This window comes from Streptomyces sp. NPDC043427, from assembly GCF_056436655.1.
On record NZ_JBWKCC010000038.1, the window covers coordinates 43,314 to 64,877 of the forward strand.

Here is a 21,564-nt window from a genome sequence, read left to right on the forward strand (position 1 = left end):
GATTCCTTCCATTTTGGCTGCTGGCTTAGGGGCGGAGAAACGAAACCCCCTCGGGAGCAGTTGCCGGCCGGTGCCGCCTTCCCCCCTCCCCCCCCCCCCCCCGGGACCGCCACACCGGTGAAGGTACGCCAGGCCGCCGAGTTCGCCCACCGGTTGGGCGAGCTGGCGGTACGCCAGTGCGGCGGGCCGGACCAGGTGGCCGCCCTGGCGGCCCAGGCCCGCGCCGAGGGTGTACCGCTGTGGATGGCGCGGCGGATCGCGCCGGGACCTGCCGGGCCGGTCACCGTCGCCGTGGACCGGCGCCTGGTGCGCGTGGACGTGTGGGGGCCGCACGCTCCCGTCGTACGGATCCGGGCGCCGCACGGCTTCCACCACGACTCCCCGGACCCGGCCAAGGGCCTGCGCCTGACAATAGGCGACGCCCCGGCGCAGCTCGTCCTCAGCAAGAAGCTGCGCAAGTCCAAGAGTTCGGTGCAGGTGCGGCTGCCCGGTCAGCACTGGGTGCTGCGGCGGGAGAACGCGGTGAGTTCGTGGCTGCTGCGCGACGAACGGCGCGTCGCCCTCCTGACGCGGCCCCCGCGTCGGCCGGCGGCCGAGCCGGGCACGGTCCTGGTGCCGCTGGCCCCTATGCGGTACGAGAGCTCGGACCCGTTGGATGCCGTTATGGCGCATGTCTTCGCCGTCGCCTTCGGACTCGGCGACACGACAGGCCTTGCGCGGTTCCCGGGGCAGCGGCACCCTGCGCGTGGAGGCGAGCCGGTTGCCGTCGACAACCATTGGGACCGTCCCTGGTTCAGCAACCTGGGCAGGACCGGCGAGGACAACGAGCCCGGCGGCGGCGACGGCTGGGGTGCGGACGGCGGCGACAGCGGCGACTCCGGCGGCAGCGGCAGCGGCAGCGACGGCGGCGACAGCGGTGGCGGCGGCGGGGGCGACTAGGGTCTGTGTGATGTCGTGATCAAAGGGCTGTTCGTAAGAGGTCCTCGAGTTAGATCATCGATGCGCGTAGTTCGAGGCCGGCAAGGTAGCTCTCGGGCGTCTTGTCGAAGCGGGTGGCGATGCCGCGCCAGTCCTTCAGCCGGTTGATCAGGCGCTCGACGGTGTTGCGTCCTGGTAGAGGTCGATGTCGTGGCTGACGGGTCGGCCGCCCCGAAAGACGACCGCGTCCCGCCCCACGATCCGCCACCGCTCCAGATCACCCCCGGCGTTACCGCCCGCGATCTGGTGACCCGTCGTCAACGCCCGCCGCCACCTCCAAAGGATCTGACAGGCTGATCACCGCAGTGAGCGCGCGGCTCGGCGGGCCGCAGTGCACCCCCGTCGGGAGCCCGCGGAGGTCGAAGCCGACATACGAGCCGACGTACTCCCGCAAGACGGGCGCCGGACGTGCACCGATCCCGGTGGCCGTGTGGTCCTCCATTTTCGTCAGTGTACGAGCCGCCCAGCCCAGGAAGATCACAGTCCAAGGACTGATCACCACCGTTTGCGTGGTGACGCGGTTCTTACCAGCACCCCAATACCTGCTGCGCCGCCTCGGCCTGGCCGACAGTCACGAAGCCACCGACGATCTCCTGCTGCGTCACTGCGCCGAGCAGATTGCCGAGTGCGAGCGCCAAAACAGCGAGCAGCCCGACCTCCGGATGCGCGACGACGAGGAGTGACCATGGCGCCGGTCGACGCCCGTCCCAGGTCGGCCCCGGACTCCTACCTCTGTCCCCAGAGGAAAAGCAACCGGCGGATAGCTGTCGGGGCCGGGGCGACGTCGCCGGGCGCGGGTCAGCCGTCGGACCGGGCGCAGCGCTCGCCGTGGATGAAGTCGAACTCCCACAGGTGTGCTTCGGGGGGTTCGCCGCAGGTCTCGCAGATGCCAGGGCGCAGAGGCACCTCGAAGCAGTTGTGAGCGAAGCTGCCGGGGCCGCCGTAATCGCGTTGCGCGACTCCCAAGCAGTCCCGCACGCGCGAGCGCTGGCACCGGCCGCAGCAGTCGTGATCCATGATCGTTGGGTTTACCTTCTTGCTGCACGGCCTGTGACTGCACTGGTAGTAGCCGCCTGCATGGTTGGTCAACCACCTGACGGGTGGGTCAGGTTCCTCCTCGACCGCAGCGGCTGCGGTGGGTCGACTGCTGGAAGGAACCAAGAAGGCTCTGACCCCCACAGCGGCCACGCCGCAGACCACAAGCACACCCGCTTTACCAGCGGGCCCGAGGCCGTTCCATCTGTCAGCGATGCGCCGAAGCAGGGGCCTTCGCCCATCGCTGCCTTCTGGCGGCGGGTCGGAAGGCTGAGGATCACCACTCGGAGAGGGGGATGTTGTATCGTCCGGCGCTGCCATCAGACAGGTCGTCCTCTCTGCCCTGGGAACCTGCAGTTTAGAGCCATGTCAGGCCTTGACTACTTTGCACCGTGGGGCAGAGATAGGAGACCCAGGCCAGGTCAGGCGCCGCCCAGGGCCCAGCCGCCATCCTGCGGCACCGCGAAGGCCAGCGTCCAGGGCTTGTGGCCCGGGGCGGTGCACTTCGCCCAGAGCCGGATGGGAGCCGTGCGGTACTCGTCGCGCCAGTGCTCCTCGCCCTGGTACCAGAGGGGTCGCAGGGACAGGTCCACGGCGAGCCGATGGCGGTCACCGGCGAGAAGCGGGAAGGCGGGGACCGAGCGGCCCAGTTCGTCCGCGTCATCGACTCGAGGCCGGAACCGGTACGGGCCCCAGATGACCTCCGCTCTCTCCTCGGGGGTCGGGGTGCCTGCCAGGTGGGGGAGCCGCGAGCGGTCGAAGTCGTCCCGGATGGTCAGTTCGATGGCGAGTTCGCCGAGTGCGGCCGGGCCGTCGAAGCGGACATACAGCACCTCTTGGGGCGCTTTCACGTTGGTTGGCCGGGTGGGATGATCTTCTGGTTGATCGTGCTGGAGGGGGCTGTCTGTGGGGGCCGTGTCGTCGTCGTACAAGGGACACCGGTACCCGGTCGAGGTCATCTCCCACTGTGTGTGGCTGTACCACCGCTTCCCGCTCAGCTTCCGCGAGGTCGAGGAGCTCATGCTCGAGCGCGGCGTGACCGTCTCCTACGAGACGGTGCGCCGCTGGTGCGCCAAGTTCGGGCAGGCCTACGCAGGCGCGCTGCGCCGCCGGCAGCCCCGGCCCGGTGCCAAGTGGCACCTGGACGAGGTCTTCATCAAGATCAACGGAGACCGGAAGTACCTGTGGCGGGCCGTCGACCAGGACGGCAACGTCCTGGACATCCTGGTGCAGAATCGCCGGGACAAGGCCGCGGCCAGGCGCTTCTTCCGCCGCCTGATGAAGAAGACCGGCGCGGTGCCGCGGGTGGTCGTCACCGACAAGCTCCGCTCCTACGGCGCGGCCCACCGCGAGGTCATGCCCTCGGTGGAACATCGCTCGCACAAGGGCCTGAACAACCGGGCGGAGAACAGCCACCAGCCCACCAGGCAGCGCGAACGGGCGATGAAAGGCTTCCGCTCCGTGGGCGGAGCGCAGCGGTTCCTGTCCGCGTTCAGCGGCATCTCGTCCCACTTCCGGCCCCGCCGCCATCTGATGCCCGCACACGACTACCGCGCCGAGATGACCGTCCGCTTCGGAATCTGGGAGCACATCACCGGAGTCGCCGGCCTCGCCGCCACGGCTTGACCACAGGCCCGCAACCACGCTCCACCACACCACGACGCACCATCAGACACCTACCCACCCAACAACGTGACAGCGCCCTCACGCGGCCATTCTCCGGCACCGGCACGAAGGCACCCCACCAGCGGGATTCGCAGCAGGATTCGCAGCAAAGGGAATGCGCACCAAGGGCTCGGCACCAAGCAGAGGGCCCCGCACCAAAGGCTCCGCGCCAGAGCGCCCCTCACACCCCAAGATCAGCCTTTGGGCACGATCTGCACATCCAGCTCGATCTGAATGCTCGGTCCCACCACCGCGATCCCCCGCGCGAGCATCGTCTGCCAGCTCACCGTGAAGTCGTCCCGGTGCAACTCGGTCGTGGCCCGGCACGCAGCCCGCACCTCGCCCTCCATCCCGTTGCCGAGCCCGAAGTACTCCGTGTCGAGCGTGACCGTACGCGTCACCCCGTGCAGCGACAGCGCCCCGGTGACCGCCCACCGGTTGCCGCCCTTGTGCACGAACCGGTCGCTGTAGAACTCCAGCGTCGGAAACCGCCGCACGTCCAGGAAGTCCGCCGACCGCAGATGGTCGTCCCGCATCCGCACATTGGTGTCGATGGACGCCGCGTCGATCACCACGTGCATCGCCGACTGGTCCATCCGGTCACCGATCCGAACCGCCCCCGCGAAGGAGTTGAACCGTCCGCGGACCTGGGCCAACCCGATGTGCCGTGCGGTGAAGCCGATCGAGGAGTGCGACGGCTCGATCTCCCAGTCACCCGGCCCCGGCAGCTCCGGCGGCTGGGCGACCTGAAGGGTCACATCGCCGAGCGAGGCCAGCGCGTTCTCGCCCACCATCGCGGTCGCCCGGTACGGCGTGTACCCGTCGGCCGACACCGCGAGCCGGTACTCCCCCGCCGGCACCGTCGTCATGAACGACCCGTAGGGATCCGTGCCCCCACTGACCACCTTGCGCCCCATGGCGTCGCTGACCGCGAACTCGGCATGCGCCACCGGCTCGTTCACCGGGTCCAGCACCCGGCAGCTGAGCACCCCGGCACTCGGCGGGGTCTGTACCGCCGCCAGCGGACTCGTCCGTTGCACCCGGTTCGTACGGTTTCCCAGCCAGCGGCCGATCATCTTCGACGTCCCTGCGACTTGAGATCACTGTTGTCGAAGACGCATTCGACCACTGATGAGGCATTCGAGGCAACAGGGGCTCACATCGCGGGAAACCGAACCGTCTGGCCCGTATCAGCCATTCCGGTCGCACTGTCGGCACGCGGTCCAGCTCGATACCGAACCGCTCCCGGTACATACCCAGCACCTCCTCGTCCGTACCCAGCTCCCGCTCCTCCCGTGCCCCGCCAGGGCCCGTCACCTTGAAGGTGCGTCCGCTGAGCGTGATCCTCCCCCCGTCCTCCGTCACCCGTGAGCAGACCAGCGACTGCCGCTGAGTCATGCGCGGGGCCTTCGTCCGGATCACCTCGACGAGTCTGCGGCGGCCGGCTTTGCGCAGTGCGGCCGGGGAGCCGTAGCGTTCCAGCAGCCAGGTGACGGCGGGGTGGTCCAGGCGGGGGCCGAGGACGCGTTCCAGGCTGGGGTGGAACTGGGTGAGCAGGCCGCGTATCCGGTTGGACGTGCGGGCCGCTTCGGCCGCGAGGTCCTGGTCGAAGCCGACGAGCACGGTCAGCTCGGCGGTGATCTCGTCGGTCAGTTCCAGGGAGCGCAGGGTGTGCGGCATGGTGCGGGCCGCGTCCGCGATCACTGCGGCGTCCTAGGCGTCGGTCTTGGCCTCGCGCGGATACAGGTCGGCGATCCGGCGCATCGCCAGGCCGGGCAGATAGGCGACCTTGCAGCCCGCGTCCCGGGCGACGGTGAGCGGGAGGGCTCCGATGGAGGCGGGCTGGTCCACGATCACCAGGACGGTGCCGAACTTCGCGGTCAGCTTGTCGAAGACGGCCCGCAGCTTCGGCTCGCTGTTGGGCAGCTGCTTGTCGAGGACCTTCTGGTCCTCCCCGCCGACGCGAGGATGTTCCGTCGATCTCCTGCGTTGCCCGCTGCCTGGGCACGTCCTCCCCGCGGACGCCGTGTTTGCCGGCGGGATGCCGCAACTTCCCGGGGGCATTGCTCGGTCGGGTGAAGCTTGCCGACTCGCAGAATATCCGGTGGCTTTGTCCACGAGATTGGACAGCAGTTGTTCAGCACTTCGGACAGCGCTCTGGTGGGGCTCTCGATTCGAACAGCCAGCAGTCGCAAGCGGGTGGCAGGGGACGAAGACGGCCCGGCTCCTTGATGTCTGGACACGCTCACCGGACACCAGCTGCGCGGCCGTCAGTGATCGACCGGGCTGCAACCCGCCTGCCTGCCGCTCGCGCCGGGCGGCAGGCAGGGGACGGTCCAGCGGACCGCAGACTCAGTTGAGGCTCGCAGCGGAGGGGCCGAGCCTTTCGATGACCTCGCGCATCTCCTCTTCGTCGGCCTCGTAGACCGTCTCGCCCATAAGCGGGTCTCGTGCGTGGAGTGTGTGGATGAGGGGCCCGTGGGGCGCTCCGAGGTGGACCAGGGAGGCCGACGGGCCGTGGACGGCGCGCTCGGTGCCGGGGCGGGCGGTCAGGTCGACGCGGCTGACGACTCCGGGGGTGACCCAGACGGTCGCTTGTTCCAGGCGGGCCAGAATCTGCAGGTGGAAGTGCCCGCACAGGATGAGCTGAACGTCGGTGCCGCGGATCGTGTCGGCCAGCTCTGCGCTGTTCTGCAGGCCGAGCGCCCGCTGAACGTCGACGTCCAGGGAGACCGGCGGGTGGTGGAAGGCCAGAACGGTGCCCAGCGGGGCCGGTATGGTCAGTAGTTCGCGGAGCCAGTCGAGTTGGCCGCCATCGAGTCGACCGTAGCCCTTGCCCGGAACGAGCGTGTCCAGGGTGATCAGTCGCCATCCGTCGAGGGTGCTTGCCGCCGCCCGCTCACCGGCGGCTCCCTCGTACACCGCCTCGGGCCGGGCATGGCCGCTGCCGAGCACTTCGGCGAATGCCGTGCGGTCGTCGTGGTTACCGGTCGTGTAGAAGACGTTCGCCCCGCGTCGGCCGGCGTAGTCGGACAGGAGTTCACGCGCCCGCGCATACGCTTCCTGGGAACCGTCGTCCGCGACGTCGCCGGTGACCACCACCGCGTCCAGGTCGTGCAGATGGCCCAGTTCGGTCAGCAGGCGGTGGAGTGCCGCACTGCCGTCGGCCCCGTCGGCGTCAGGGCCACCGGACCGGTCGAGATGGGTGTCAGAGAGATGCAAGATCCGCATCGTCCGAAATTAGCCTCGGGTACCCGGCCGAGCCATGGCCTTTTTCGCCACGCGGTCTCATCCGCCGGTTCCTGGCTGCCCTTGCACATGAAATCGAACGGTGACATGGCTGGGCGCTGTCCGAAGTGCTGAACAACTGCTGTCCAATCTCGTGTACAGAACCACGGCGCTTATCGTCCGCGGTGCAGTAGCACCACCGTGGCGACGAGCAGCCCGGCCAGCGTGGCAATGCTCAGGGCCATCGTGAGCGGCTCCCTGAGGACCGGGTACGCGTGGACGAGGAACGCGCCGAACGCGCACGCCATCAGCGCGACCACCGTCCCGATCACGATCACCGGCAACACCCACTCCGCCCGGTCGGGGGCGGTAGGGGGATTGGGCACCGGTGCGGGAGCACCGTGGGGCTGGGGCTGGGGCGGGTTCGGAGTGATGGTGGCCATGGATTCCCCCTGAGGCGGATGACGGGCAGAGCAGTAGGCTCCGCCCCTTGGGTTTGGGCTTGGGTGTGCAGACCGCGTAGAGCGATGAGATCGGCCGTCACGGTGTGGAACAGATACGGAGCAGTACACGCTCCGGTCATTGGCGTCCCCAGGGTCATCCGGGAGTAGGCGCGGCGGGCTTCTTCTGCGGCTTACGCGGCCGGGTGATGAGGGCGCGCTGGTACTGGTGGGCGATGGTGAAACCGAGGGGCGCGAGCGGAGCCTTCTTCTTGAAGACCCGTGTCTGGACGAACTCAAGCTCGACGAGTTGCTTCAGGCCGCGCTCGTGGGTGTCGGGGGACCAGCCGTACCACTGGGTTGCCCATTCCGCGGGAAACGACGCCCAGTGCTTCTCGCGGGCAACTACGAGGAACAGGGCCAGGCCGGGCAGACTCAACTTCTCGTCACGGCCCTGCGTCCAGAATGTGGTCGGGATCAGCAGGAACCGGTCCTCCTCGGTGTCGCCCTTGGGACGGGTGTAAGCCTTCCCGGTGCCGTCCTCACGCAGCAGCGTCACCTTGATCATGGTCCCCTTGCGGCTGCACTCGATCAGATTGCGCGCCTCCAGCCGGCGCAGGGCCCGCCAGGCGCCCGTTCGCGCAGACTGGTCGCTTGCGGTCTTGTCGATGTCCATCAGCCGCGCCCACACCGCGCTGTCGTGCTCGGTCGTCCAGCCTTTGTCCCCATTGCTGCACGCGGCCACGATCATCAGGTAGGCCCGGAGACCACGCAGGTCCCTGCCGGTCACGAAGTCCTTCAGGGGCCCTGGCCGACTCTCGGCCCCCTTGTTCGCCTGGACGAAGGTCTTGCGCAGCGGCACGTTGGCCCGGACTGCGCGGGTCAGAATCGCCGCCCGGGTATCCCGCCCGGACGCCTCGTCCTTCTGCATGTCCTGCTCGGCTTTTGCTGTCGTCTTCATGCCCTGAACGGTAGTGATGTGAGCGGTCAACACCCAAACGATTCAGCTCCGTTGGGCCCGCCGGGCCGGCTTGTGATCATGAACGTGCCAGCGGGTCTTGTTAGAGCCATGTGTGATGACCATGTGTAAGGTCAAGGTGAGAGTCCCAGGTGAAAGTTCAACTGGGATGACCAACTACACATTGGGGTGTCGGGACGTGTCAGCGCCGGACACTGCACGCCCGGACGCGGCCCTCTGGTGCGACAGCAAACTCGGTCGACCACCTCGGCCTTCCAACCAGCGCGCCCGTTATGCCCGCTTTCGTCTGTGACTGCGAGCTTGCCCGGTGCCGAGGCGTCCACCGCTGAACGGCTACCGGCACCTGGCCGGGGTCGTCACGACGTCGGCCTGCTCCAACATCGGAGCACCGGGCCCGGCCGCAGGGGACGGTCGGCGTGTGGAAACGTCGGCCCCGGGCGACCCACCCTCTCGCCGCCCCCACCGCCGCCGGTGATCGTCCGTGCGGGCTGCTGAGCACCGCTCTCTGCCCCTGGCGGCTTGGGGGGGCCCGGGAAGGTAAATCGACAACGAGAGGGCTACTGGAGCGGCTACAGGTCGAACTGCAGGTGCTCGACGTCGCTGAACTCCACCTCCAGGCCGTGGGCGCGGCGGCCCCCGTCGCGGAAGTACATCTCTCCCAGGCCTTCGGCGGCGATGTCGCGCAGCTGCTGCTCGTTGGCGCCGGCGTCCTGGGCGTCGAAGACGCGGGCCGCGTACGGCGGGGGCAGCACCACGGTCAGGTGGCGGATGCGGGCGTCGTCGGTGGTACCGGGCGCGGCGGTGAAGCCGAAGCGGGCGCGGGTTCTGCGGGGCTGCCCGTCAGGTGTGGGCCATGTCTACGAAGCGGGAGTAGTGGAGTTGTGCTGCGATCTCTCGCTTTCCTGTCACTGCACGACCTGCGGATCTCTCACCAGATGGCAGTGAACAGGCACCGTTCTCTCACCTTCCTGACAGTGAGCACGAACAGCAGAACCCCACCCTGACCTGCGCCCTCATCCATCGCCGAGCAGAGCCGCCGCTGTCACTCATCCCACTGACACGAAACCGAGAGATCGCACACAGGCAGCGTCGTCCACGGTGCGGACGTGGCTCCCGCCGCCCGCGTCCGCTCGGAGTACGTCCGCAGCTCCAAGGACATGACCGACGTGAGCACTTGGGGCGGGTGCAGGTACCTGGCGGTGCGGACCTGAGAGGGGGCGGCGCTACTTCACCGCTCCGGTGCGGAACGGGTGACCGCCGTCGTCGATCCGTAGCGTGCCCGAGCGGGGGCCCTGGGTCCATCTCAGTTCCAGGTACCAGCGCACCTCGCTCTTCGACGTGTGCGCGGTGACGTCCAGGACCAGGGGGGTCCCGGCGGACGCCTCGTACGGGAAGCCGCGCCTCGGGCTCACGGCCCGGGGCTCGGGGGCGTCCAGGTCCACGGCGAACGGGTGCTGTGCGTCTGTGCCTTGGCAGTCCGCGTAGGTGACTTCGGCGGGCGGGGCTTCGGCGGACAGTACCCGGACGTCCATGGCGGTCATGGTCACGGGGCCCTCTGCTGTGCTTCGCACCTTCAGGCGGAACGTCGTGGGACGGGTCCGAGTGCCGTCCGTCCGGGGGCAGTCGTCGTCGGACGGGGCGACGGCCGCCGAAAGGGGGACGTTCCCTCCGGCCGCCCCGACCTCCTCGGCCGACGGGTCGGGCACCGTGATGGCCGGGACCGTCAGGTCCGGTACCGACTCGGCGCGGAACCGGTCGATGGCCAGCGCTCCGGAGGTGCTGAGGGCGACCACGGCGGCCCCCAGCAGGACGTACCGCGAGACGAGTTGGCGGGCTCGCGGCGTCGGCTCCGCGACAGTCGGCGGACTCTGGACGACCGGTACCGGCGCGGGCACCGGCACCTCCGCACCCTCCGACGAGCTCGCCCCCCTCCCGCGCCGCGCCTCGTCCGCCACCGCCCATCGCCGGTGCAGCTCCAGCAGCTCCTCGGGGTCCGCGCGGCAGATCCGGCCGAAGCGTTCGACCGGGGCGAACTCGGTCGGCACCGAGTCACCGGTGCAATAGCGGTGCAACGTCGAGGTACTCAGGTGCAGCCGGCCCGCGAGAGCGCCGTAGCTGAGGCCCGCGCGCTCCTTCAGCGAGCGCAGCATCTCGCCCAGCCCGGCCGCCGTATCGGCGTCCCTCACCGTCCCCACCCCACCCACACGTCCCACCCCGTGTCCCATGCGGCCGCATCCCGCCTGGTCAGGGGATGCGGAACGTCCCAGAGTCCCGGAACGGCCTTCCGAGCTGGCCCGGGTCGGACGTCCCGGGCAGGCTGCGATCACCAACCGGCGAGCCCGACAAGGAGATCATCACACATCTCGCCGGACGACTCGCGCGCGCACGCGCGGCCCTCCAGTCGACCGACCGATCCGCCCCAGGATGGAAATGATCACTGTCATACGCCAGACTCGCTCGTCCCGAAGATCCCTGATGCGCCGGCCAACGATGGTGGCGAGAAGCACCGTGCTCGGTATGCTCCTCGCCCTGCTGCTGTCCGTCTCCGGCGTCTTCCTCTCCGCCACCCCCGCCCGGGCGAACGACTACTACAGCAGCATCACCGAAGCCTCCGCGGCCAACGTCGACTGGATGTCACGCGTCCCGGACGGGACCAACCTCGCCTGGCTCTCGGTGCCCGGCACCCATGACAGCCTCGCGCTCTGCGGGGACACACCGGAGCCGGACACGGGCCAGTGCTCGGGCATCGTCACCAGCATCACCCAGACGCAGGAGAACCACGGCTTCAGCGCGAAGACCCTGACCACCCAGTTCGACGCCGGCATCCGCGCGCTCGACATCCGGGTCCGGGTCGACAAAGGGGACGAGGGGCTGAAGTTCACCGTCCACCACGGCGCCACCTATCAGTACGCCAACTTCACCGACGTACTGAAGGCCACCCACGACTTCCTGAGCGACCACCCCGGCGAAACCGTCCTGATGAACCTGAAGGCGGAGTGCAGCGGCTCCACCTTCTCCTGCAAGGACGCCGACGGGTTCGGGACCGACGAGTGGCGCAAGAAGATCTTCGACTCCTACCTGGACGGCCGCTCGTACACCGGGGACGGTAACGAGAGCACCCCGTCGACCGCCTGGCGCAACCTGTTTTGGGGCCCCTCGGTCACCGGCAAGAGCCAGTCGAGCCGCGTCCCGACGCTCGGTGAGGTACGCGGCAAGGTCGTGCTCCTCGGCTACCGGAACACCGGCGGCGGCATCTTCGGCGGCTACGGGCTCAAGCAGCCCTACCCGTCCGGCGGCTCCAACGAGGAGTACGTGCAGGACGACTTCGAGCTGTCCACCATCAGCGACATCGACGACAAGTGGGAGAAGGTCCGCGCGCACCTGCGCCGGACCAACGGCACCTGGGACGGCAGCCGCCCCGGTGAGAAGGACCACGAGTACAAGCAGGACGCGCTGTATCTGAACTACACCAGCGGCTTCGGGGTCGGCGTCCACCCCTACACGGTGGCGGGCGGCACCCCGACGGCGACCGGTGTGAACAACTTCCTCATCCAGTGTCTGCGCGCCGAGAAGGACCGGTGCCCGGAGTTCTACGCCGGACGCGACGACCGGTTCGGCGGGCGGTCCGACCTGGACCGTATGGGCGTCATGATGATGGACTTCCCCGGCGGCAAGCTCATCGACGAGATCATCGCCCGCAACTCCGTGACGCACACCGACATCCGCGACGTCATGGTGGTCGGCGATTCCATCAGCCACGGGTACGAGGGCGACCACACCTGGCGCTACCGGCTGTGGGACTGGGCCAGGAGCAAGAAGTGGCCGGTCACCTTCGTCGGACCGTACCGGGGCACCGTGCAGCAGGCCGACGCGCAGCCGCCGCGACCGCCGGTGCTGGGCGAGAGCGGCGGCAGCGAGCCCACGGAGCCAGGTCCGGGCGACCCGCGCGTCCAGGGCGAGTACGCCGGGGACGTGAATGCCGGGTTCTCCGCCGGCGGCTCGGCTCACTACGCCCTCTGGGGCCGTGCGCTGACCCGGACCGTGCCGACCATCAAGCCGGTGATGCAGGAGCTGAAGGCCAAGGGCCGGACTCCCGACCTGCTCCTGGTCGAGCTGGGCTTCAACGACATCGGCTGGTACGGGGCGGGCGCCGATCTGGTCGGCACCATGAAGAAGTTCGTGGACAACGCGCGGGCGGTCAACCCGGACGTGCGGATCGTCCTGGCCAACGTCCCCCAGCGGACCACCCTGGGCGACGCGAACCCCGGCCTCCCCCAGCGCATCAGCGACTACAACGCGGCCCTCGCCAAGGCGGCCCCCGGCTGGAGCACCAGCGCCTCGCCGGTGGAGCTGGCCGACCTGGACAAGGCGATGGGCTGCGACCCGAAGGCGAAGACCTGCGCCACCACCTACGACGGGCTGCACCCCAACGCCCTCGGCGAGTACCGCATCGCCCAGGCGTTCGGCACCGTGCTGCACAAGGAGTTCGGCATCGGCGCCGCCGCGCCCGACGTACCGGACAGCGCACCCGGCCGGTCGCTCGCCACGCCGTCCGGCATGAAGTTCGACGGCACCCAGCAGGGCGTCACCGCCACCTGGAACAAGGTCTTCGGCGCGCACACCTACGACGTTCAGTGGCGTGACGTCACCACCGACTCGAACGCGGACTGGCAGGACGTGGTGCCCGGTGTGAGCGCCCCGCGCTACGACATGTCCTGGCAGTTCACCGACCAGCCCTACGACGGCCACACCTACGAGGTGCGGGTCCGCGCGGTCGCCGGTGACGGCGCGGCCAACCGTTCCTCGTGGTCCTCGGCGGTCCGGGGCAAGGCGGCGCCGACGACGGCGGGGCGGCCGCCGGGGCTCACCGCGACGGCCGGCGCGGGCTCGATCGACGTGCGCTGGTCGGCGCCGACCGACTCGCACAGCGGCTCGATCGTCCGGTACGCGGTGTGGGTGTACGACAAGAGCACCCCGATGAACCACTCCCGGATCATCGGCTACCCGGCCTCCGCCCGCTCCGCCAGGATCACGGGGGTCACGGCGGGTCACGAGTACGTGATCCTGGTCTGCGCCTGGAACGCGTCGGGTGAGGGGAAGCCGAGCATGAGCGACACGGTGGTCCCGGGCTAGCGACCGGGTGCGCTGTCTGTGCCGAGCGCTCCGTTCGGGGATACGTTCCGGGTGGGGCGCTTGGCCACAAGCATCGAGGAGAGCACAGCGTGGCGATCAGGCGGATGGACAATGTCGGCATCGTCGTCGAGGACATGGACGCCGCCGCCGCGTTCTTGTGGGTGCATCACCTGCCTGGCCTGCGGTGATGGTGAAGGCGAGGGGCCGTGCGCGGCCGTCTGCGGCCAGGTGGACCTCGGTGCTCAGCCCGCCGAGGGAACGTCCGAGCGCGTGATCGACGGGCTCGCCGGAGCGGGACGCCCTCTTTTTGAGTGCTCCGGCAGCGTGCTGGTGAGCCCGCACGACGGTGGAGTCCACCGACACGGTCCAGTCAATGTCGTCGTCGACGTCCGCCGCCGCCAGGACGGCAGCGAGGATCTTCTCCCAGGTGCCGTCGACGGCCCATCGGATCAGGCGTTTGTGGCGGTCTGGAATGAGCCGAGTCGGCGGGGGTCCCGCCAGGGCGAGTTGGTGCGGTACTTCCACGCGATGGCTTCAAGAGTGCGGCGGTGGTCGGCCCATCGCCGCCCGCGGACCGGATCGGCCGGCATCAGCGGCTCGATCCGGGTCCCACATCGTCAGTGATCACTAATCGGACGGACACATCCGATCAACTGACGACCCATCAAAGGGGCACGGGCTAGGGGGGTGTATCGAAAGGGCCTGGTGAGGCTAGTGCTCTGACCGCATAGGTTCGCCGGGGTGGTGGCGGTGGCGGTGGCGGTTGGATGTCCGGTGACGTCCGATCCGACCGCTGGAGGCACAGTGGTTGAGCCAGTCCGTGTGCGCAGACTGACCGACCAGGAGGGGCAGCGGCTGCAGCAGATCGTGCGCCGGGGCAGCACGAGTTCAGTGCGTTACCGGCGCGCGATAATGCTGCTGGCCTCGGCCGGCGGGAACCGCGTCCCGGTGATTGCCCAACTGGTTCAGGCCGACGAGGACACTGTGCGCGATGTGATCCACCAGTTCAACGAGATCGGCCTGGCCTGCCTTGACCCTCAGTGGGCGGGAGGCCGTCCCCGCCTGCTCAGTGATGACGACGAGGAGTTCGTCATCCAGACGGCCACCACCCGACCGGTCAAGCTCGGCCAGCCCTTCACCCGCTGGTCACTGCGCAAACTCGTCACCTATCTGCGAAGAGTCCACGGCCGGACGATCCGCATCGGCCGCGAGACCTTACGCTGCCTGCTCGCCCGCCGCGGCGTCACCTTCCAGCGCACCAAGACGTGGAAGGAATCTCCGGACCCCGACCGCGACGCCAAGCTGGACCGGATCGAGGAGGTGCTGGACCGTTTCCCCGACCGGGTCTTCGCGTTCGACGAGTTCGGCCCGCTCGGGATCCGGTCCACCGCAGGTTCGGGCTGGGACGAGCAGAAGCGCCCCGACCGGATCCCCGCCACCTACCACCGAACCCACGGGGTGCGCTACTTCCACGGCTGCTACTCGGTCGGCGACGACACCCTGTGGGGCGTCAACCGCAGCAGAAAGGGCGCCGCGAACACGCTGGCCGCGCTGAAGTCGATCCGTGCCGCCCGGCCCGACGGCGCACCGATCTACGTGATTCTGGACAACCTGTCCGCCCACAAGGGCACCGACATCCGCCGCTGGGCGAAGAAGAACAAGGTCGAGTTGTGCTTCACTCCGACCTACGCCTCGTGGGCGAACCCGATCGAGGCGCACTTCGGAGCGCTGAGGCAGTTCACCATCGCCAACTCGAACCAACCCAATCACACTGTGCAGACACGGGCACTGCATGCCTATCTGCGCTGGCGCAACACCAACACCCGTCACCGCGATGTCCTCGCCGCCGAGTGCAAGGAACGCGCTCGCATCCGAAGCGAGAAAGGCATCCGCTGGGGCGGCCGACCGCTCTCAGCAGCGGCCTGACCACCAACCCGACGAACCGCTCTCTCTTCGCCGGAGACACCTGAGTCCTATGCCCGGGGTGTGCCGTCCCAGCGCCATGTGGCCAGACGAGGGCGCCCGTGCAGTTCGGCGCGTCCGGTGGCCCACAGCAGGGTGGGCCAGGGATCCGTGGACCCCGGGGCGTTCGGAAACAGCCGGGCGAGCACCCGCGAGCACAGATCGGCGGGTGGGTTCCAGGCAAGCCCGAGCCCTTGGGCCAGGTCGTGCGTGTGCACCAGGGTCTCCACGATCCCCATCGCGGCGAAGCCCTCGGCGTCGGAGATGCCGAAGACGTGGTAGGAGCGAACCTGCGGGGACGTCGTGCGCACCATGGCGACCAGCAGCGCGCCGCTAGCCTCCAGCACCTGCAACAGGCCGGTAGGGCCCGCCTTACGGTCCGCGTGAATGGCGTTCGCAGGACCGCCGGGCCGCCGGTTCTCCCACACGAACGGCACCTCACCGTCCAAGGGCAGTGTTCTGGGACCCAGTTGTGCAGCGTATGCGAAGAGGTCGTCGCTGAGATGCTCGACAGTCTCCCAGCAGTCCCATTCCAGCGTACCCGCGTTTCCGTCCCAGGCGGCTGGGGGCGCCTTGCGAAGGACTGCCACAGCGAGCTGCACGGCAAGGTCGAGGTCGTCCGCGGTGACGGGGGACGGGGAGGGGCCAATCTCAGCTGATCGGGACATGGCAGGACCGTATCCCGACGGGAAGGAGTCGCGCCCTCCCTTTGATCACGGGCCGCGCATCCCGGCGAACCTATGTGGTCAGAGCACTAGCGAGAGCCCATTTGTGCTCCAGAATGGTTGGATGGTCAGGCTTGAGACTCCCCGTTTGATCCTGCGTCGCTGGCGCGAGGAAGACGTTGCGCCCATGGCTGCCGTCAATTCCGACCCCGAGGTCATGCGGTGGATCCGTGACGGCAGCGTCCTTGACGAACAGAAGACTCGCGGCCGGGTCCAGGCATGGGAGAGCGAGTGGGAGTCACAGGGCTTCGGCCTGTTCGCCGTGGAGATCCGGTCCACTGGCGAGCTGGCCGGGTTCACTGGCCTTTCGGTGCCCAACTACTTGCCGGAGGTTATGCCGGCGGTTGAGGTCGGCTGGCGGCTGGGACGTTCTCACTGGGGGCAGGGCTTGGCCACCGAGGCCGCTGCGGCCGCTGTGCGGTTCGGCTTCGAAGAGCGAGGGCTGAAACGGATCGTCAGCATCGCTCAAGTGGGCAACGACGCCTCCGAACGGATCATGACCAAACTGGGGATGCATCTGTTCCGTGAGACCGTCAATCCCACCGGCGGTCGGCGAGTACGGGTGTTCGAGTTGTCGTCGGATCAGTACCTCACAACCACTCGTTGATGGCGGCAACGAGGACGGTAGCCTCGTAGCGGACCGCGAGTTTGTCGTACCTGGTAGCCACGGCTCGATGTCTCTTGCCGCTCCCACGTGACAGTGATTGGTATCTCCACAGAGATCACCCTGCTCGAGGACCTTGAGACCGTCCCTGCCTTCTGCGAGGACGGGCGCGGCGACTGGCTGCGCAGGTGGGAGCAGCAGATCACCCGCCTGCTCTGACAGGAGCTGACCGACAGTCACCGGGCCCGATGGTTGTGCGGGCCACGTCTCAGCGGGTCACGGTGTTCCCCTGCGGTCCGGCCTGTTGGGGCGGACCGGGCATCGGCGGATAGAGGAGGGGTAGCCGGGGTCACGCCTCGGCGACTTGGAGCAGCCAGCTGACGGGGATGTCGTCCTCAAGGTCGCTCGCGCTCTTCTTGACGCGGCCGATGGCGATCTTCTGCGTACGGCGCTCTTTTTGGCGGCGGTCTTCTTGGCCGGCTGCTTCTTCGCTGTCGACTTCTTGCTGGCGGCGGTGTTCTTCGTCGGCAGCTCGTGGACGTCGGCCTCCTCGCTGCGGGAGGCCTTGGCCTTGTTCACGGACTCCGTCAGCGCGGCCATAAGATCGAGCACCTCGCGCGGTCTGCTCGCCGAGGGGCTGACGACGTCTGGGCGCGTGCTATTGCGGTGTGTCCGCGGCCGGGTAAGAGTCTGAGCCTGCCGATCCGGTAAGCGGCTTGACGTCGTACTGCTGCAGCACATCAGGCGGTCCGCCCATCACGTCGCGGAACTGCTGAGTGATGATCGCCGCCCCCGTTACCTCAGTCCGGGTGGTTGTGTCCTTCGGCACTACATCCGGCAACACCAGTTTCAAGGTGATCTTGGTTTGGTTGCGCGACGAGGAAAGAAGCACAGCGGTGATCTCGGTGCCCATCTCGGTGGCTGCTGTGGTGAGTTTGTCCTGGGGAAAGTGCCCGTCTAGAACGCTATCTCCGACGATACTGAGGTCACCATCCTTGTATCTGATCTCGATCCCGGGCCCGCGTAGGTCGTATGTGATCGGCAAGCTCATGATTTTCCTCCTACATCGGCGGAAGCTGTCTCCTCCTACGACCAAGGGTTTCGCAACTTCACCCAAACGGATTGATCTGATAGGCCGAATGAGTGAAAGAGTGGCGTGGCACCCCACCATGGGCGGGTCTAGCAACTGCTCGGGGACAGCGAGCAGGTCCGCCGCCCTTCGAACCGCCGCAGGAAGAATGGCGGCGCCGCTACCCGCTCTTCCCATGGCTGCTGTTCTTACTCGATGGCACCGGCCCCGCCAGCATCGACACCCGCATCAGCGCCCTGCGCGCGGCCGCCCGTGACCTGGCGCTGTCCGGCCTGCGCGACGTGTCCATCGTGGCCGCGCCGCCGGTCGACCTGCTCAGGGACGTCCGAACCGGCACTGTCAACTTTGACCGGACGCCAGATGATCAAGAAGGAAAACCCCGATCGGATCCTCCCTCCGGCAGGTCGATTCGGCGCCTCATTCGCGGAATCAGAGGTGAAGATTGCAGATCACCTTTATGATCATCTGACGGTACGTCAAAGTTGACAGTGCTCATCAGAGGGGTTGTAGCCGGGACACCCGGCTACAACCCCTCCTGCGTTGGCCGCCGCCTCTCGTCACCCTGCTGTGCGCCGCACGCGGCGATCTGCCTGCCGATGAAGTGCCATGTAGGTTCCTGCTGGCCCTCCGCGACGGGCCTGCCCATCAAACCAGCGAGCAGATCGAGGGCTTCCTGGTTCAGCGCAGCATTCGCACGACGTCGTCAGGCGTCGTCGCCGGGCAGTAGCGGCATCGCCTCCTTCCACTCGACGGGGTGGAGTTGCTCGCAGCCAGCGGGGCACCAGCGGTCCTGGACGTCCTCTCGTCGCGGGAAGGACGACTGGGCGCTGAAGACCAGGTACACCAACTCCGTGGTGGGCGTGCGGCAGAGAGCGCAGGCGATTCCGGTTCTTGTCGTATGCATGGGCGGGAGAGTGCAGATGTCGGCGGCTTACCGTCTCGGGCTGACCGGACGGCCCGCCTGGCGGGCCTTGAGGTAAAGACTTGGTGATGTCCTCCCGCCCGGCGGGAGGGACCGGGGATCGCGCTTTTCCGCAGGTCAAAGCCGGGGTTCCATGGGCCGATGATCAGCAAAGCGGAGGTTCGCCCGGGGAACGGGTGGCGCTATCTCTTCCGCGGCGTGATGGTCGGCGACGGCCACCGCGCTGCGGGCAAGCCGCTGCGCGCCGCCCAGGACGAAGCCGGTGTCCCACCCGGCGTCTGGAAGGGCCGGGGCCTGGCCGCGGTCGGCCTCACGGCCGGGGACGTGGTGACCGAGCGGCAGGCCGAACTGCTCCTGGGGGAAGGCCGGCACCCGGATGCCGACCGGATCGAGCGCGAGCGCCTGGAGGCGGGCGACGATCCGGCGACGGCGCGGCGGGCGACCGTGCTGGGCAGGCCCATCGAGCACAACCGCTCACCGAAGACCGAGAAGGCCAGGGAGCGGACGCCCTGGCTGGCCATGGACCTGGTGTTCCGGTCTCCGTCGACGGCACACATCGCGTGGGCGCTCGGGGATGACGAGACTCGACTGGTGCTGGAGCTGTGCCAGGACATCGCCAGGGACAAGACGCTGGCGTGGTTTGAGGATTCTGTCGCGGAGATCCGATGGAGGAGCGGCGGCAAGATCCGCAAGCCGATCAGGGATGGGCTGATCGTCGCGGTGTTCCGGCACTACGAGTCGAGAGCTGCCGAGTCGAAGCCGCTGCTCCACGATCACGCGGTGGTGTCGATCCGTGCCCGGCGGCCGGACGACGAGGGGACGTGGGGCAACCTGTCGGCGGACTCGCTGATGGCCCACATCGTCGCCACCGACACCCTCTACACCCTCTACTTCATGGAGGAGGTGTCCGCCCGGCTCGGGTGGGCGTGGGAGCCGCGCGAGGTGACGCCCGGCCGTCGGCCGGTCATGGAGATCGCCGGGATCGACCAGCGGCTCATCGGCTGGCAGTCCACCCGCCGCCAGCAGATCGAGGACGCGTTGTCCGTCCTCACGGCCGACCACGAAGAACAGCAGGGGCACCCACCGGGGGAGCAGGCCGCCTACGCACTGGGCTGCCAGGCCGCCGACCAGACCCGCCCTGCGAAGCGCACGGAGCTGCTGTCGCTGACCGAGCTACGCGAGCGATGGCGCGCCTCAGCGATACGGGCGTTCGGCGCCTGCACCGTCTACCGGCTCGCACAGCGCGCGCGAGCGGCGGCCGCGGCAGCGTGGGCGCGGGTGCGGCCGGTGGTCGACGTCGTCCTGGCCGCCGTCGACACCGTCGTGGTGTACGTGATGCGCGGCGCCTTCAAGCGCCACCACCTCCTTGCCGAAGCGCGCCGCCACCTCGCCTACGCCCTACGCGGCCGACCTCACCAGCCCGGCCTGGACGAACAGATCGTGCAGGCGGTCGTCGACGACTACACCCGTCCCGTCGGGCGCGGCCTGAAGATGACCGCCGACCTACGCGCCCTGTACCCGCGCGACACCGAGGACCAGGCCGTGCTGCGCCCGTTGACCCGCAGGCGCACCGCGGCCCCGTACGAGCGGGCCCGCCTCGCCGCCGGCGCCCTGGCCGCCCGGGTCCACGCCACGCGTCGTGCTGAGCGCCTGGGCTCCCGCCTCCGGCCGTACGCCGTCGCCGTGCCCGCCGCCTCGAGGTCGCACTCGCGGCCGTTCCGCTCCGGCCGGAAGGACGGCCGCCTCCCGGAGCCGGAGACCGGTGTCGACACGGTGGAGCAGACCCGCCGGACCTTCGAAGCCGCCGTGAAGTTGGCCGCCAGGCTCCAGAACGGCAAGCGGGAGCGCGCCGTCGCCCACGGCCCCCGGCCACAGCCCGCCCCGGCCGCCGCACACCCAGCAGCCCGGCACCCAGCACACGCCGGGCCGGACCACAGGAGGAGTCGCATGAGCACCCCGGAAGAACGCCCCAACCCCGACGACGCACTCGCCCGCGCCCACGCGGCCCGCGCGAAGATGGCCGCCGCGCTCAACGAGGACCAGGAGCCCGAGCCCGATGAGCCCCTGGGGTGGCAGCCGATCTGGAAGCGGCCCCGGAAGCCGAAGTCGAAGGCGGACAAGAAGAAGGAGCTGCGCAAGCAGAGGAAGCGACTCCAGGAAGCCGGGAAGCGCCGCCTCGCCGCCGCGCAGTCGCGTCAGCCCCGCTCCCGGCAGAACCGGATCGGCAACGCGGCCGCGCGCCGCGATGCCCGTGCCCTGTCCCGGGTGCGGCACACCGCCTGGCTGTGGTGACGATGCCGGACATCGTCCCCCGAGTGGGGCCCCGATGTTCTGCATCCAGTGGCGATGCACGACGGGGACGACGATCCGTTCGACGACGTCGACGAGCAGCTCGGGCATCCGCGGCTCGCCGCTGGCGAACTCGCGGGCGGCTTCGACGTCGTCGGCCTGGACGGCGCGGAGGTAGTTGAACGCGCTGATGGCCGCGTCCGGGGTCATCGGGGCGAGCGGCATGCTGGTGGTGGGCATGATGGCTCCTCACGTAAGGGGCGCCGCGCCGATCGCGGCGGCCTCATAAGCGATCTTCAGAGCAGATGCCTGTGGATAGAGTCCGCGCACCGACAGTGAGCGGACTCGCCTGGCCAGCTGAGACGACGCAGCGCAGTTGGCAAATCAGCACGCTCGTTGGCAAACGACGTCGATGTCGCTCCGTGGTGACGGCTGGCACTTGAGAGAGGTCCACGCCTTCGAGGAGGGGGAGTTGCCTCGGCGCTTGTGGCGGGTCACTCAGAGCCTGCCCCGG

Annotated in this window: 19 protein-coding genes and 7 pseudogenes; 10 read left to right on the plus strand and 16 right to left on the minus strand. The window is 68.7% G+C overall.

Features of this window, described 5'->3' with window-relative positions; translation table 11 throughout:
- Positions 1 to 117 precede the first annotated feature (117 nt).
- Positions 118 to 939 carry a hypothetical protein gene (locus tag AC067M_RS40050; RefSeq protein WP_478701938.1) on the plus strand — a complete coding sequence of 274 codons (822 nt, stop codon included), beginning with the start codon at positions 118 to 120 and terminating at the stop codon, positions 937 to 939.
- A gap of 147 nt (positions 940 to 1,086) precedes the next feature.
- On the opposite strand, the gene AC067M_RS40055 is transcribed toward AC067M_RS40050, so the two are convergent.
- Together AC067M_RS40055 and AC067M_RS40060 are read right to left on the minus strand one after the other, a co-directional pair.
- Positions 1,087 to 1,239, minus strand: coding sequence for a hypothetical protein (locus AC067M_RS40055; RefSeq protein ID WP_478701992.1), 153 nt, complete (start codon positions 1,237 to 1,239; stop codon positions 1,087 to 1,089).
- A pseudogene (locus AC067M_RS40060) lies at positions 1,223 to 1,420 on the minus strand (AraC family transcriptional regulator); the annotation flags it as partial. The pseudogene AC067M_RS40060 and the gene AC067M_RS40055, both read right to left, overlap by 17 nt.
- Positions 1,421 to 1,490: 70 nt before the next feature.
- Between AC067M_RS40060 and AC067M_RS40065 the strand changes: the two are divergent.
- A complete protein-coding gene (locus AC067M_RS40065; RefSeq protein ID WP_478701939.1) occupies positions 1,491 to 1,661 on the plus strand; it encodes a hypothetical protein in 171 nt (56 codons plus the stop codon).
- Between the two features lie 774 nt (positions 1,662 to 2,435).
- On the opposite strand, the gene AC067M_RS40070 is transcribed toward AC067M_RS40065, so the two are convergent.
- Entirely contained in the window at positions 2,436 to 2,864 is a 429-nt protein-coding gene (locus AC067M_RS40070) for a hypothetical protein (RefSeq protein WP_478701940.1), read from the minus strand.
- 55 nt (positions 2,865 to 2,919) lie between these two features.
- Here AC067M_RS40070 and AC067M_RS40075 point away from each other — a divergent pair, with 55 nt between their 5' ends.
- The gene (locus AC067M_RS40075; RefSeq protein ID WP_478701941.1) at positions 2,920 to 3,639 is read left to right on the plus strand and encodes an IS6 family transposase; all 720 of its coding nucleotides are present in this window, start codon (positions 2,920 to 2,922) and stop codon (positions 3,637 to 3,639) included.
- A gap of 233 nt (positions 3,640 to 3,872) precedes the next feature.
- On the opposite strand, the gene AC067M_RS40080 is transcribed toward AC067M_RS40075, so the two are convergent.
- The 8 genes and pseudogenes from AC067M_RS40080 to AC067M_RS40115 form a co-directional block, all read right to left on the minus strand.
- The gene (locus tag AC067M_RS40080; protein ID WP_478701942.1) at positions 3,873 to 4,754 is read right to left on the minus strand and encodes a YceI family protein; all 882 of its coding nucleotides are present in this window, start codon (positions 4,752 to 4,754) and stop codon (positions 3,873 to 3,875) included.
- Positions 4,755 to 4,881: 127 nt separating this feature from the next.
- Positions 4,882 to 5,064: pseudogene (locus tag AC067M_RS40085) on the minus strand (arylamine N-acetyltransferase); the annotation flags it as partial.
- A pseudogene (locus AC067M_RS40090) lies at positions 5,065 to 5,625 on the minus strand (IS110 family transposase); the annotation flags it as partial.
- A gap of 405 nt (positions 5,626 to 6,030) precedes the next feature.
- Positions 6,031 to 6,909 (minus strand): metallophosphoesterase family protein, encoded by an 879-nt coding sequence (locus AC067M_RS40095; protein WP_478701943.1) that lies wholly within the window; start codon positions 6,907 to 6,909, stop codon positions 6,031 to 6,033.
- A 170-nt stretch (positions 6,910 to 7,079) separates the two neighbouring features.
- Positions 7,080 to 7,349: a hypothetical protein gene (locus AC067M_RS40100; RefSeq protein ID WP_478701944.1), complete on the minus strand. Its 270-nt coding sequence runs from the start codon at positions 7,347 to 7,349 to the stop codon at positions 7,080 to 7,082.
- Positions 7,350 to 7,503: 154 nt separating this feature from the next.
- Positions 7,504 to 8,307, minus strand: coding sequence for a hypothetical protein (locus AC067M_RS40105; RefSeq protein WP_478701945.1), 804 nt, complete (start codon positions 8,305 to 8,307; stop codon positions 7,504 to 7,506).
- A 587-nt stretch (positions 8,308 to 8,894) separates the two neighbouring features.
- Positions 8,895 to 9,149, minus strand: a pseudogene (gene tpg / locus AC067M_RS40110) (telomere-protecting terminal protein Tpg); the annotation flags it as partial.
- 399 nt (positions 9,150 to 9,548) lie between these two features.
- A complete protein-coding gene (locus AC067M_RS40115; RefSeq protein ID WP_478701946.1) occupies positions 9,549 to 10,511 on the minus strand; it encodes a helix-turn-helix domain-containing protein in 963 nt (320 codons plus the stop codon).
- Between the two features lie 331 nt (positions 10,512 to 10,842).
- On the opposite strand from AC067M_RS40115, the gene AC067M_RS40120 reads away from it, so the two are divergent.
- Positions 10,843 to 13,458 (plus strand): phosphatidylinositol-specific phospholipase C domain-containing protein, encoded by a 2,616-nt coding sequence (locus tag AC067M_RS40120; protein WP_478701947.1) that lies wholly within the window; start codon positions 10,843 to 10,845, stop codon positions 13,456 to 13,458.
- Between the two features lie 159 nt (positions 13,459 to 13,617).
- Here the strand turns inward: AC067M_RS40120 and AC067M_RS40125 are convergent.
- Positions 13,618 to 14,101 (minus strand): annotated as a pseudogene (locus AC067M_RS40125) (IS5 family transposase); the annotation flags it as partial.
- Between the two features lie 161 nt (positions 14,102 to 14,262).
- Between AC067M_RS40125 and AC067M_RS40130 the strand changes: the two are divergent.
- Positions 14,263 to 15,384: an IS630 family transposase gene (locus tag AC067M_RS40130; RefSeq protein WP_478701948.1), complete on the plus strand. Its 1,122-nt coding sequence runs from the start codon at positions 14,263 to 14,265 to the stop codon at positions 15,382 to 15,384.
- Positions 15,385 to 15,431: 47 nt separating this feature from the next.
- Here the strand turns inward: AC067M_RS40130 and AC067M_RS40135 are convergent, their stop codons facing one another.
- Positions 15,432 to 16,088: a maleylpyruvate isomerase mycothiol-dependent enzyme family protein gene (locus AC067M_RS40135; protein ID WP_478701949.1), complete on the minus strand. Its 657-nt coding sequence runs from the start codon at positions 16,086 to 16,088 to the stop codon at positions 15,432 to 15,434.
- Positions 16,089 to 16,209: 121 nt separating this feature from the next.
- On the opposite strand from AC067M_RS40135, the gene AC067M_RS40140 reads away from it, so the two are divergent.
- Complete coding sequence (locus tag AC067M_RS40140; RefSeq protein WP_478701950.1) at positions 16,210 to 16,752, plus strand: GNAT family N-acetyltransferase; 543 nt, start codon at positions 16,210 to 16,212, stop codon at positions 16,750 to 16,752.
- Here the strand turns inward: AC067M_RS40140 and AC067M_RS40145 are convergent.
- A pseudogene (locus tag AC067M_RS40145) lies at positions 16,736 to 16,828 on the minus strand (IS5 family transposase); the annotation flags it as partial. The gene AC067M_RS40140 and the pseudogene AC067M_RS40145 overlap by 17 nt on opposite strands.
- Positions 16,829 to 16,839: 11 nt before the next feature.
- Here AC067M_RS40145 and AC067M_RS40150 point away from each other — a divergent pair.
- On the plus strand, positions 16,840 to 16,968 hold the full coding sequence (locus AC067M_RS40150; RefSeq protein ID WP_478701951.1) for a hypothetical protein: 129 nt from the start codon (positions 16,840 to 16,842) through the stop codon (positions 16,966 to 16,968).
- 439 nt (positions 16,969 to 17,407) lie between these two features.
- Here AC067M_RS40150 and AC067M_RS40155 read toward each other — a convergent pair whose 3' ends face one another.
- Both AC067M_RS40155 and AC067M_RS40160 read right to left on the minus strand, forming a co-directional pair.
- The gene (locus AC067M_RS40155) at positions 17,408 to 17,800 is read right to left on the minus strand and encodes a hypothetical protein (RefSeq protein ID WP_478701952.1); all 393 of its coding nucleotides are present in this window, start codon (positions 17,798 to 17,800) and stop codon (positions 17,408 to 17,410) included.
- A 742-nt stretch (positions 17,801 to 18,542) separates the two neighbouring features.
- The gene (locus tag AC067M_RS40160) at positions 18,543 to 18,743 is read right to left on the minus strand and encodes a hypothetical protein (protein ID WP_478701953.1); all 201 of its coding nucleotides are present in this window, start codon (positions 18,741 to 18,743) and stop codon (positions 18,543 to 18,545) included.
- A 219-nt stretch (positions 18,744 to 18,962) separates the two neighbouring features.
- Here AC067M_RS40160 and mobF point away from each other — a divergent pair.
- The 3 genes and pseudogenes from mobF (at position 18,963) to AC067M_RS40175 (ending at position 21,389) form a co-directional block, all read left to right on the plus strand.
- Positions 18,963 to 20,712, plus strand: a pseudogene (gene mobF / locus AC067M_RS40165) (MobF family relaxase).
- The gene (locus AC067M_RS40170) at positions 20,709 to 21,053 is read left to right on the plus strand and encodes a hypothetical protein (protein WP_478701954.1); all 345 of its coding nucleotides are present in this window, start codon (positions 20,709 to 20,711) and stop codon (positions 21,051 to 21,053) included. The pseudogene mobF and the gene AC067M_RS40170 overlap by 4 nt, the downstream one beginning before the upstream one ends.
- Before the next feature lie 54 nt (positions 21,054 to 21,107).
- Complete coding sequence (locus AC067M_RS40175; protein ID WP_478701955.1) at positions 21,108 to 21,389, plus strand: hypothetical protein; 282 nt, start codon at positions 21,108 to 21,110, stop codon at positions 21,387 to 21,389.
- Positions 21,390 to 21,564: the final 175 nt, after the last annotated feature.